Origin of the sequence: Cellulomonas jepli, from assembly GCF_047229345.1 — a bacterium.
Classification (GTDB): Bacteria; Actinomycetota; Actinomycetes; order Actinomycetales; family Cellulomonadaceae; genus Cellulomonas_A.
Window position 1 is genome coordinate 1 of the sequence record NZ_JBFTER010000135.1, and the last position, 11,658, is coordinate 11,658.

Genomic DNA, 11,658 nt, shown 5'->3' on the forward strand with positions numbered 1-11,658 from the left:
ATACGTCATAAATGTGACGGTTTCGTGGGGTCGGAGATGTGTATTAGTGACTGTAGCAGCCGGCGCGGCAGCGGCGGGAGCCGCGGGAGCGGCCGGGGCCGGTGCTGCCGGACGTGCGGGTGCCGGGGCGGCGGGTGCCGCAGGGGCGGGGCTCGGAGCAGCAGCGGCCGGGGCCGGGGCTGCCGGGGCGGCAGCCGCGGGGGTCGGTGCAGCGGCCGGCTTCGGCGCCGCAGGGCGGGCCGGTGCCGGAGCGGGCGCTGAGCCACCCACGGGGTAGAGGTCGCGCAGCTTGCGCACGACGGGCGGCTCGATCGTCGAGGACGCCGAGCGGACGAACTCCCCGAGGTCGCCCAGCTTGGTCATGATGGTCTTGCTTTCCACACCAAGCTCTTTGGCGAGCTCGTAGACGCGGACCTTGGCCACATCTCTCCTGTCTCGGTCCGCCCAGGAGAGGGTCGGACCGTCGTTAGTGCGAGGTACTCATCGCTGGGTACTCATCGGTGCGTGCTCATCGGGCAGCCATCGGCTTGTCAAACCCGCTTCCCATGTCGACGGTTCGGTGCTCCCGGGTTCGGGACCCGGTCGCTGGTTCCCCTCAGCCGCGCTCGAGATGCTCGCGCACCGGTGCGACGTCCAGCGGACCTGCATGACGCAGGGCCCGCGGGAACGCCCGACGGCGCTCGGCAAGCTCGAGGCAGTGAGGCTCGGGGTGCAGCCACGCCCCCCGGCCCGGCATCCGACGACCGACGTCGACGACCACTGCGGGTTCCCCCGCGGTGCCCGTCCCGACGACCGTCCTCAGCAGGACCGACCTCGGGCCGGTCGACCGGCACCCCACGCACGTGCGGAGCGGGCCCATGCCGGACACCGGAAGGGCGTCAGGGGGTCGCCTGCTCGGCGCGGAGAACCGGGCATCCAGCCCAGCCTCCGGAAGTCTACCGCGCCTCGTCACCGCGTGGGACCGGAGCCGGCTCCCCGCTGCGTCTCGCCGCGGGCCGGCTCGTCCCGGCGACCGTCCGCAGGCCCGCCGGCCGGGGCCCCGGCCGCGCCCTCGGCGTCGGAGCGGATGTCGATGCGCCAGCCCGTGAGCTTGGCGGCCAGGCGGGCGTTCTGGCCCTCCTTGCCGATCGCGAGCGACAGCTGGTAGTCCGGCACCACGACGCGCGCGGCACGCGCGACCGGGTCGACGACCGTGACGGACAGCACACGCGCGGGCGACAGCGCGTGCGCGACCATCTCGGCCGGGTCGTCGGAGTGGTCGACGATGTCGATCTTCTCGCCGTGCAGCTCCGCCATGACGGCCCGCACGCGCGCGCCGAGCGGCCCGATGCACGCGCCCTTGGCGTTGAGGCCCGCCACGCGCCCCCGCACGGCGACCTTGGTGCGGTGACCCGCCTCGCGGGCGATCGCGGTGATCTCGACCGAGCCGTCGGCGACCTCCGGGACCTCCATCGCGAAGAGCTGGCGCACGAGGTTGGGGTGCGTGCGCGAGAGCGTGATCTGCGGACCCTTCGGCCCGCGCGCGACCTCGAGCACGAGCGAGCGCAGCCGCTCCCCGTGCACGTACTGCTCGGTCGGGACCTGCTCGTGCGCGGGCAGGACCGCCTCGGTCCCCCCGACGTCGACGAGGACGACGCGCGGGTCGCGACCCTGCTGGATCACGCCGCCGAGCACCTCGCCCTCCTTGCCGCGGAACGCGCCGAGCACCTGGTCGTCCTCGGCGTCGCGCAGGCGCTGCACGATGACCTGGCGCGCGGTCGCCGTGGCGATGCGCCCGAAGCCCTGCGGGGTGTCGTCGAACTCGGGGCCGGGAGCCGGTGGCGGCACCGCGACGCCGTCCTCCGCGGGCGCGGGCGCCGGCTGCTGCTCGCGCGCCCACACCGTCACGTGGCCGGTCTTGCGGTCCAGCTCGACCCGGGCGGTCGCGTGCGCACCGGGGGTGCGGTGGTAGGCGGACAGCAGCGCCTGCTCGATCGCGGACACGAGCACGCCGAGACTGATGTCCCGCTCGCGCTCGAGCATCCGCAGGGCGGCCATGTCGATGTCCACGTCAGCTCTCCTCTGTGGCCGGTGCACCGGCGTCGGGGTCGGCGGCGTCGGTTCCCGAGCCGTCCGGGTCGAAGTCGTCCGCGTCGTCGAGGTCGTCGACGTCGTCGGTGTCGTCGGTGTCGGTGCCCGCCGCGTCGTCCACGTCGTCGCCGAACAGCTCGGCGTCGGTCCCGTGCGCGAGGCGGGCGAGCTCGACCTCGACGTGCGCGTCGCGCACGCGGTCGAGCGTGATGTCCTGGGGCGGGGCGGCGACGGGCTTGCGGCCCTTGACGCTCACGGGCTCGGGGACGACATGCAGCACCGTCGCCGGGCCCACGCCCTCGACCGAGACCAGGCGTCCCGTCACGGGCTCGCCATCGCGCAGCCGCACCGTCACGAGCCGCCCGCGGGCGCGGGCGAAGTGCCGGCGCTCGGTCAACGGGCGGGAGACGCCCGGGCTCGAGACCTCGAGGGTGCTCTCCCCCGGGATCACGTCGTCGAGGGCGGCCGAGATGTCCCGCGAGACGTCCGCGATGCGGTCGAGACCCAGGCCGCCGGTCTCGTCCTCGTGGAGGTCGAGCACCACGCTCACGACGGTCCTCGCGCCGACCCGCGTGACCTCGAGCTCCTCGAGGTGCAGGCCGGCCCCGCTCACGACCGGTTCGATGACGTCCCGGACGCGGTTCGTCGGTGCTGGCGAGGACATGGTCGCCTCCTGTCGGCTCCGGCGGGTCACCCTGACGCGCCCCTCCGGACTGCCGACCCTGTGATGTTGTGGCGCCCAGCCTAACGACTCGGCGCGACCCGCCCGACCGCACGCACCACCGCCGTGCGAGCGCCGCGCCCGTGGGAGGATCGCGGGCGATGAGTGCCACCTGCCTCGCGGAGCCGTCCGCGCCCACCGTCCCGCCCGGGAGCGGCGCTCGCGCACCGCGGGCCGGCGCACACGCACCGGGCCCCTCCGCCCGCCTGGTGGTCGCCCTGCTCGCCACGGTCCTCGCGCTCGCGGGCTGCGGCCTGCGCCTCGAGACCCCGCCGCCCGAGCCGCTCGTCCCCGACGCGGTCGAGCTCGTCCGCAGCCGGACCGTGGACGACGCCCTGGCCCTCGCGGCCGGGGCGACGGACCTCGTGGCGGCCAGGGCGGCCGCGGCCGCGCCCGACGACGCGCTCACGCCGGTGCTCGCCGACGTGACCGCGTTCTCGACCGCGCACGCCGAGCAGCTGGGCGGCGTCTACGACTCGGGGCTGCCCACGCCCTCGCCGACGCCCGCCGCGACCCCGACCCGCACGCCCGTCGCGGACGCCGCCGCCCTCCTCGAGCTGGTCGCGACCGCGGCCGGAACCGCGCGCACCGACGCCGACGCCGTCGAGGACGGCCAGCTGGCCCGGCTGCTCGGATCCGTCGCCACCGCACGCGCGAGCCTGCGCGACCGGCTCGGTGCCGCGACCGGCGTGACCCCGCCCGAGCCCGTGGACCCCGCTCCGAGCCCGGCCGCGTCGGTCCAGCCGGGCCCGCTCCCGCCCGAGACGTACGCCGACCTCGTGGTCGCCGAGGACGAGGTCGGGTACGCGTACGAGGTCATCGCCGCGAAGCTCGCCGGGGACGCGCGGGCGGCCGCGCAGGCCGACGCGGCGGCGCACCGCGGCCGGGCCGAGGCGTGGGCGCGCGAGTCCGGCGTCGACGGCACCGCGATCGACCCCCGCCGCACGGCGTACGCCCTGCCCGGCGGCATCGACGACCCCGCGGTCGCGGCCGAGCTCGGGCGCACGCTCGAGCTGCGGCTGACCGTCGCCTACGCGAGCGCGGTCGCGGTCGCCCCCGCCGGCTCCCGGGTCGCGGTGCTCGAGGCGCTGCGGACCGCCGACGCGGAGGCCGTGGCGCACGGCGCTCCCCCGGTCGCGTTCCCGGGGCTCCCCGAGCAGCAGCCGGGTGCGGACGTGGCGCCCGACGCCGGCCCGGCCGAGCCCGCGGGTGGCGCGGACGGCTGACCGAGCGCGGCGTCACCACCGCCGCCCGCAGCACGCAACCAGCCGCCCGGGCGGCCGCTGGTCGACGGCCGCCCGGCTCGACGAGCGGCCCCTCAGCCCGCGATCAGGTCGTCCACGAGCTCGGCGACGCGGTCCACGGCCTCCGAGACCGGGACCTGCTCGGCCTGCGGCCCGCCCTCGACCACCACGCGGGGCCGGACCTCGACGACCCCCTCGGCCAGCCCGCGCCCGACGACGACCACGAGCGGCACGCCGAACAGCTCGGCGTCGGCGAACTTCACGCCCGGCGAGACCTTCGGCCGGTCGTCGTAGAGCACCTCGATGCCGCGTGCGGACAGCGTCGTGGCGAGGGACTCGGCGGCCTCGAAGACCGCGGGGTCCTTGCCGGTCGCGACGACGTGCACGTGAGCGGGGGCGACGCCGGCCGGCCACGCGAGCCCGCGCTCGTCGTGGTTCGCCTCCGCGAGGGCCGCGAGCACCCGCGTGACGCCGATCCCGTAGGAGCCCATCGTCACGACGACGGCCTTGCCGTTCTCGTTCAGCACCGTGAGGCCGAGCGCCTGGGCGTACTTGCGACCCAGGGCGAAGATGTGGCCGATCTCGATGCCGCGCGCGAGCTCGAGCGGGCCCGAGCCGTCCGGCGCCGGGTCGCCGGCGCGCACCTCGGCGGCCTCGATCGTCCCGTCCGCGGTGAAGTCCCGGCCCGCGACGAGGTCGAACACGTGGCGCCCCGGCTCGTTCGCGCCCGTGATCCAGCGCGTGCCCGGCACGACGCGCGGGTCCAGGAGGTAGCGCAGGCTCGTGCGCGTCTCGTCGTCCGCCGCCTGGCCCGTGGGGTTGGGGCCGAGCACGGCCGGGCCGAGGTAGCCCTTGACGATCTCGGGGCGCGCGGCGAAGTCCGCCTCGCCGGCGGGCTCGACCTCGGCCGGCGACACGGCCGCCTCGAGGCGCTTGAGGTCGACCTCGCGGTCACCGGGCAGCCCGACGACGACGAGCTCCCGCTCGCCCGTGGGGTGGACGAGCGCGAGCACGACGTTCTTCAGCGTGTCGGCGGCCGTCCAGGCACGGTCGGGGCGCGCGAACCGCTCGTTCGCGAGGGCGACCAGCGTGTCGATCGTCGGGGTGTCGGGGGTGTCTTCGACGTGCGCGGCCGGTGCGTCGTCGAACGGCACGGCCTCGGGGACGACGGTGGTGACGGCCTCGACGTTCGCCGCGTAGCCGCCCGCCGAGCGCACGAACGTGTCCTCGCCGATCGCGGTCGGCGTGAGGAACTCCTCGCTGCGCGATCCGCCCATGGCGCCCGACGTCGCGGCGACGATGACGTACTCGAGCCCGAGGCGCGTGAAGATCCGCTCGTAGGCGTCGCGCTGGCGCTGGTAGGAGGCCGCGAGGCCCTCGTCGTCGACGTCGAACGAGTACGCGTCCTTCATGATGAACTCGCGGCCGCGGATCAGGCCGGCGCGCGGGCGGGCCTCGTCGCGGTACTTGGTCTGGACCTGGAACAGCGCGAGCGGCAGGTCCTTGTACGAGGAGTACAGGTCCTTCACGAGCAGCGTGAACAGCTCCTCGTGCGTCGGCGCGAGCAGGTAGTCCGCGCCCTTGCGGTCCTTGAGCCGGAAGATGTTGGGGCCGTACTCGGTCCACCGGCCCGTCGCCTCGTACGGCTCGCGGGGCAGCAGCGCCGGGAAGTGGACCTCCTGCGCGCCCGCGGCGGCCATCTCCTCGCGGACGACGGCCTCGACCTTGGCGAGCACGCGCAGGCCCAGCGGGAGCCACGTGTAGATGCCCGGGGCGGCCCGGCGGATGTACCCGGCGCGCACGAGCAGGCGGTGGCTCGCCACCTCGGCGTCGACCGGGTCCTCTCGCAGGGTGCGGACGAACAGCGAGGACAGGCGCAGCAGCATGGCGCAGAGCCTAGTGCGTGCTCCACGATGGACCCGTGCCGGAGCTGCCCGAGGTCGACGCGCTCGCCTCCTTCCTGCGTGACCGCGTCGTCGGGCGCGCCGTGACCGGGGCCGACGTCGGGGCGATCAGCGCGCTCAAGACCTTCTCCCCCGGCCCTTCGGACCTCGTCGGGCGCACCGTCGTCGGCGTCGAGCGGCACGGGAAGTGGATCGACCTGGCCGTGGGCGACGAGCCGGGGCTGCACCTCGTGCTGCACCTCGCGCGCGCGGGCTGGCTGCGGTGGTACGACGCGGTGCCGAAGACCGCCGTCAAGCCGGGTCGCTCGCCGATCGCGCTGCGCGTGCGCTTCGACGACGGGAGCGGGTTCGACCTCACCGAGGCCGGCACCCGCAAGCGTCTCGCGGTCTACGTCGTGACGGACCCGCAGGAGGTCCCGCAGGTCGCGACCCTCGGCGTCGAGCCGCTCTCCGCGGAGTTCACCGAGACGCGGCTGCGCGAGCTCCTCGCGGCGCGCAACCAGCAGGTCAAGGGCCTCCTGCGCGACCAGGGCACCATCGCCGGCATCGGGAACGCCTACTCCGACGAGATCCTGCACGCCGCCCGGCTCAGCCCGTTCACGCCGACGCGCTCGTTCGACGAGGACCGCACCGCGACGCTCTACCGTGCCGTCGTCGACGTGCTGACCGAGGCCGTCGGCGCCGCCGCCGGCAAGCCCGCCGCGGAGCTCAAGGACGCCAAGCGCCGCGGGATGCGCGTGCACGGCCGCACCGGGGAGCCGTGCCCGGGCTGGGACGGGGTGCCGTGCGGCGACACCGTGCACGAGGTGTCGTTCGCGGACTCGTCGCTGCAGTACTGCCCCACGTGCCAGACGGGCGGCCAGCCGCTGGCCGACCGTCGGATGTCCCGCCTGCTCCGCTGAGGGTTCGCACTCGGTACGCGCGCGACGGAGCGGTCCGCCCCAGCCCGCGTGCGGGCCCGCGGTGCGGTCAGAAGAGCACCGTCGCGTACGTCCCGACCTGCCGGAACCCCACGGACCGGTACGCCGCGAGCGCCCGGGCGTTGTAGTGGTTCGCGTAGAGGCTCACCACGGGCGCCACGTCCCGGCGGGTCGCGGCGACCACCGCCGCCATGCCCGGCTCGGACAGCCCGAGCCCGCGGTGCGACGGGCTGACCCACACGCCCTGGACCTGCGCGACCCCGCCGGCGACCGCACCGAGCTCGGCCTTGAACACGACCCCGGGGCCGCCGTCGGGCGCGACGCCGTCCTCGATGCGCACGAACGAGCGCCCGTCGGCGATCAGGCTCCGCACACGCGCCTCGTACGGGCCGTCCGTGCCGGAGACGGGCGAGTACCCGACCTCCTCCACGAACATCCGCACGCACGCGGGCAGGACGAGCGGGTACTCCCCGGGGTGCGAGCGGCGCACCGCGGGGTCGGGGGCCAGCACCGGGTCGTCGTCGAGCACCATCGACGGCTGGTCGGCGCGCACCTCGCGCGCCCGCGGCCACTCGTCGGCGAGCCGGTCCCACAGGCCCAGCACCGCGGGGGCCTCGCCGACGATCGACGAGCACCGGCGCCCGTGCCGCGACGCGAGCGCGGCGAAGCCGTCGAGCGCGTCCTCCGCGGCGTCCTCGACGGGGACGACCGGGACCAGGTTGGCACCGGCCCAGCAGACCGCGAGCAGCTCCCCCGCCCGCTCGTAGCCCCACAGCTGGCCACCGGTCGAGCGCAGGCCCGACCGCGCGGCCGACTCGAGCCGCGCCGTGGCGAGCACCGAGGCGACCGGGTCGAGCGCGCACACCGCGAGGGCCGCCGCGACGTCCGCGTCGCCCAGGAGGCGCCCACCGGCGACCTGACGGTCCTGCGTGGCCCAGCGCCCACGTCCCATGGCAGCGATTCTGCCCCACGTCCCGGCGGCGCGCCGGGCCGGACGCAGCTCCGCGCCGAGCTCGGGTCGACCGGTCCTCAGCCGACCGTCACGACCGTCGGTCCGCCTGCTCCGTCGACCGGCTCCATGGAGTCCGCGAGGCGCATGGCCTCCTCGATGAGCGTCTCGACGATCATCGCCTCGGGCACGGTCTTGATGACCTCGCCGCGCACGAAGATCTGGCCCTTGCCGTTGCCCGACGCGACACCGAGGTCCGCCTCGCGTGCCTCGCCGGGACCGTTGACGACGCAGCCCATGACCGCGACCCGCAGCGGGACCTCGAGGCCCTCCAGGCCGGCGGTCACCTTCTCGGCGAGCGTGTACACGTCCACCTGCGCGCGCCCGCACGACGGGCACGAGACGATCTCGAGCTTGCGGGGACGCAGGTTGAGCGACTGCAGGATCTGGATGCCGACCTTGACCTCCTCGACGGGAGGCGCGGACAGCGAGACGCGGATCGTGTCGCCGATGCCCTTGCTGAGCAGCGCGCCGAACGCGGTCGCCGACTTGATCGTGCCCTGGAACGCCGGGCCGGCCTCGGTCACGCCGAGGTGCAGCGGCCAGTCCCCGCGCTCGGACAGCATCTCGTAGGCGCGGACCATGATCACGGGGTCGTTGTGCTTGACCGAGATCTTGAAGTCGTGGAAGCCGTGCTCCTCGAACAGCGACGCCTCCCAGACCGCGGACTCGACGAGCGCCTCGGGCGTCGCCTTGCCGTACTTGGCCAGCAGGCGCGGGTCGAGCGAGCCCGCGTTGACGCCGATCCGGATCGAGACCCCGGCGTCCGTCGCGGCGCGCGCGATCTCCTTGACCTGGTCGTCGAACTTGCGGATGTTGCCCGGGTTCACGCGCACGGCCGCGCACCCGGCGTCGATCGCCGCGAACACGTACTTGGGCTGGAAGTGGATGTCGGCGATGACCGGGATCTGCGACTTGCGCGCGATCGCGGGCAGCGCGTCGGCGTCGTCCTGGCTCGGGACCGCGACGCGCACGATGTCGCAGCCGGACGCGGTCAGCGCGGCGATCTGCTGGAGCGTCGCGTTGATGTCCGTCGTCGGGGTCGTGCACATCGACTGGACGCTGACCGGGGCGTCGCCGCCGACCGCGACCTTGCCGACGTTGATCTTGCGCGTCTTGCGACGGGGGGCCAGCACCGGGGCGGGGGCCTCCGGCATGCCGAGGTTGAGGGGGATGCTCACCGTCCCATTGTCCCACCCGCAGCCGCCGGGCGTGCCCGGGAGTGACCACTCTCACCAGACCCACTCGCGACCCGCACAGACGTCACGCGCGGGGCCGCCGCTCGACGCTCAGCCGAGCGTGATCGGCTTGAACAGGTCGGCGTAGACGAGCAGGAGACCCAGCCCCGCGAGCAGCACGAAGACCCCGTACGCGAGCGGCACGAGACGAGCCGTGTCGAAGGGACCGGGTCGTGGGAGCCCGCGCAGGCGCGCGACCTGACGTCGGGTGCCCTCCCACAGCGCACCGACGACATGGCCGCCGTCGAGGGGCAGGAGCGGGATGAGGTTGAACGCGAACAGCGCCACGTTCAGGGACGCGATCAGGCTCAGCAGCGACTGGAACTGCTCCGTGACCGAGTACTCCTCGCTCGCCGCGATCTCCCCGGCGAACCGACCGATCCCCACCACGCCGACGAGCCCCTCGCGGTCGCGCGGCTCGGACGTGAAGGCCGACTCCGCGAGCCCCGCGACGTGCTGCGGCAGTCGAGCGATCACGCCGAACGTCCGCCAGGTCGCGTCCGCGACGAACGCGGGCGCCGCCGTGAGCGGCTGCCGGACGAGCTCGCTCCCCGGCGTCATGCCGAGGAAGCCCACCCGCGCGGTCCGGGGCTCGCCGTCGGCGCCGAGGACGACCTGGCCCTCCTCGTCGAGGACGGGACGCTCAGCGGTGATCGGCGTGATGGCCGTCGTCACGAGCGCGCCGTCGCGCTCGACCACGAGCTCGACCTCGTCGCCCCCCGAGGCGCGGATGAGCGTCTGGAGCTGGGTCCACTCCTCGACCTCCACCCCGTCGAACGAGACCACCCGGTCGCCGGGTCGCAGACCGGCCGCCGCGGCCGGCGCCGGCGTGTCGTCCGGGGTGCAGCTGCGGTCCGCGTCCTCGCTCGCCGGGATGACGCACGTGCTGATCGCATCGAGGGTCGTGCTCGACGTCGGCAGCCCGATGCCGGACAGCAGGACCGCGAACAGCCCGACCGCGATGAGCAGGTTCATGAACGGGCCGCCGAGCATCACCACGAGCTTCTTGGGCGCCGAGAGCCGGTAGAACGCCCGCGCGTCCTCGCCGGGCAGGATCTCCGCCGCGCTCACCTCGCGGGCGTCTGCGGCGACCCGGCCGAAGAAGCCGCGCGGCGTGGGGTTCCCGACGGCCTCGGCAGGCGGGTACATCCCGACGAGGCGCACGAAGCCCCCGAGCGGGATCGCCTTGATCCCGTACTCGGTCTCGCCGCGCACGCGCGACCACAGGGTGGGCCCGAAGCCGACCATGTAGTGGCTGACCCGCACGCCGAAGCGCTTCGCGGGCACCATGTGCCCGACCTCGTGCAGCGCGATCGACACGAGCACGCCGACCACGAGCACGAGCACACCGACCAGGTACTCCATGACAGCTCCGCTCCCGTTCCGGTCCGGTCGACCGCCCGTCCCGGGACCATCATCCCCCGCCCTCGCCGGTGACCGGGCCGCCGGACCGGCAGATCACCCTCGCGGCGGCCCTCCGCGAGGAACGGCGCAGCCGGCGTCGGCTCTCGGGGTCCGGCAGCGCGGCGACCGGCGCCGGTCGTGACAGGTCCCGGCCCCGCGCGGGCGGGCGACGCGCTCGCTAGGGTCGCGCCATGAGTGCGCCCGCCGGACGCCCGACCCACCCGCCCCGCCTCCCGGGAGCCGTGTGGTGACGGCATCACCGCTGCCCCTTCCCGTGTGGGCCGCCGGGACGCACCGCGGCACGCAGGACGACGACGGGCTCGACGGGGACACCCGTGCGGACGTCGTGGTGGTGGGCGCCGGGGCCGCTGGCCTGTGGACCGCGTACTCCCTCGTCGAGGCGGACCCGGCCCTCGACGTCCTCGTGCTCGAGCAGGGACGGGTCCCCGACGGAGGGAGCGCACGAGGTCTGGGCGCGTGCTCCGCGGCGCTCGCGGTGAGCGCCGACGACATCGCCCGCAGCCACGGGCCGGACGCCGCCCGCAACCTGCGGGCCGCGATGCGTGACGCGGTCGTCGAGGTCGGGGGCGTCGCGGCCGCCGAGGAGATCGAGTGCGGGTTCACGTACGCCGGTGCGGTGACGGTCGCGCGGACGCTGCCCCAGCTCGCGCGCGTGCGGGCCCGCACGGCTCGTGCCGGCGCGTGGGGCGACGAGGAGCACCTCCTGGCCCCCGACGCGGTCGCCGAGCACGTCGCGGCTCCCGGGGTGCTCGGCGGGTCGTGGACGCCGGACAGCGCGCAGCTCGACCCGGCGCGCCTGCTGCGCGGGCTCGCGGACGTCCTCGTCGCACGCGGCGTCCGCCTGGTCGAGGGCACCCGTGCGCTCAGGGTCTCGCCCGGCGCCGTCGTCACGGAGCACGGGACGGTGCGGACGCGCGTCGTCCTCCGGGCGACGGGCGCGTGGACCCCGTCGATCGCGGGGGTCGACCGTGCGGTCGCGGCGGCCGCCCTCGACCTCGTGGCGACGGAGCCGCTCGGGGACGGGCGCTGGGAGGCCGTCGGGCTCGCGCGCGGTCAGGGGCTCGCGGACGCCGCGCACGACCGGCTCGAGGTCGGCCGTACCGAGGACGGCCGGCTCGTGGCAGCGC

11 protein-coding genes are annotated in these 11,658 nt (G+C 75.2%); 3 read left to right on the forward strand and 8 right to left on the reverse strand.

The features are described 5' to 3' along the window. The 4 genes from AB6N24_RS21180 to rimP all read right to left on the reverse strand — a co-directional run. Positions 1 to 423, reverse strand: a 423-nt coding sequence (locus tag AB6N24_RS21180; RefSeq protein ID WP_412871341.1) for a translation initiation factor IF-2 N-terminal domain-containing protein, incomplete at its 3' end; no start/stop codon positions are given. A gap of 172 nt (positions 424 to 595) precedes the next feature. Then, complete coding sequence (locus AB6N24_RS21185) at positions 596 to 859, reverse strand: YlxR family protein (protein WP_412871342.1); 264 nt, start codon at positions 857 to 859, stop codon at positions 596 to 598. An 89-nt stretch (positions 860 to 948) separates the two neighbouring features. Then, a complete protein-coding gene (gene nusA, locus AB6N24_RS21190; protein WP_412871343.1) occupies positions 949 to 2,049 on the reverse strand; it encodes a transcription termination factor NusA in 1,101 nt (366 codons plus the stop codon). Position 2,050: 1 nt separating this feature from the next. After that, on the reverse strand, positions 2,051 to 2,734 hold the full coding sequence (gene rimP / locus AB6N24_RS21195; RefSeq protein WP_412871344.1) for a ribosome maturation factor RimP: 684 nt from the start codon (positions 2,732 to 2,734) through the stop codon (positions 2,051 to 2,053). A 266-nt stretch (positions 2,735 to 3,000) separates the two neighbouring features. Between rimP and AB6N24_RS21200 the strand changes: the two genes are divergently transcribed. Next, positions 3,001 to 4,017: a DUF4439 domain-containing protein gene (locus AB6N24_RS21200; RefSeq protein ID WP_412871345.1), complete on the forward strand. Its 1,017-nt coding sequence runs from the start codon at positions 3,001 to 3,003 to the stop codon at positions 4,015 to 4,017. A gap of 92 nt (positions 4,018 to 4,109) precedes the next feature. Here AB6N24_RS21200 and AB6N24_RS21205 read toward each other — a convergent pair whose 3' ends face one another. After that, positions 4,110 to 5,921 carry a proline--tRNA ligase gene (locus AB6N24_RS21205; RefSeq protein ID WP_412871346.1) on the reverse strand — a complete coding sequence of 604 codons (1,812 nt, stop codon included), beginning with the start codon at positions 5,919 to 5,921 and terminating at the stop codon, positions 4,110 to 4,112. Positions 5,922 to 5,956: 35 nt separating this feature from the next. Between AB6N24_RS21205 and AB6N24_RS21210 the strand changes: the two genes are divergently transcribed. Continuing rightward, a complete protein-coding gene (locus AB6N24_RS21210; protein ID WP_412871347.1) occupies positions 5,957 to 6,841 on the forward strand; it encodes an Fpg/Nei family DNA glycosylase in 885 nt (294 codons plus the stop codon). A gap of 67 nt (positions 6,842 to 6,908) precedes the next feature. Here AB6N24_RS21210 and AB6N24_RS21215 read toward each other — a convergent pair whose 3' ends face one another. From AB6N24_RS21215 to AB6N24_RS21225, 3 genes are all read right to left on the reverse strand, one after another. After that, positions 6,909 to 7,811: a GNAT family N-acetyltransferase gene (locus tag AB6N24_RS21215; RefSeq protein ID WP_412871348.1), complete on the reverse strand. Its 903-nt coding sequence runs from the start codon at positions 7,809 to 7,811 to the stop codon at positions 6,909 to 6,911. Between the two features lie 77 nt (positions 7,812 to 7,888). Continuing rightward, entirely contained in the window at positions 7,889 to 9,025 is a 1,137-nt protein-coding gene (gene ispG, locus AB6N24_RS21220; RefSeq protein ID WP_412871351.1) for a flavodoxin-dependent (E)-4-hydroxy-3-methylbut-2-enyl-diphosphate synthase, read from the reverse strand. Positions 9,026 to 9,157: 132 nt separating this feature from the next. Further along, positions 9,158 to 10,471 (reverse strand): M50 family metallopeptidase, encoded by a 1,314-nt coding sequence (locus tag AB6N24_RS21225; protein WP_412871349.1) that lies wholly within the window; start codon positions 10,469 to 10,471, stop codon positions 9,158 to 9,160. Between the two features lie 286 nt (positions 10,472 to 10,757). Here AB6N24_RS21225 and AB6N24_RS21230 point away from each other — a divergent pair. Beyond that, positions 10,758 to 11,658, forward strand: a 901-nt coding sequence (locus tag AB6N24_RS21230) for an NAD(P)/FAD-dependent oxidoreductase (protein ID WP_412871350.1), incomplete at its 3' end; no start/stop codon positions are given.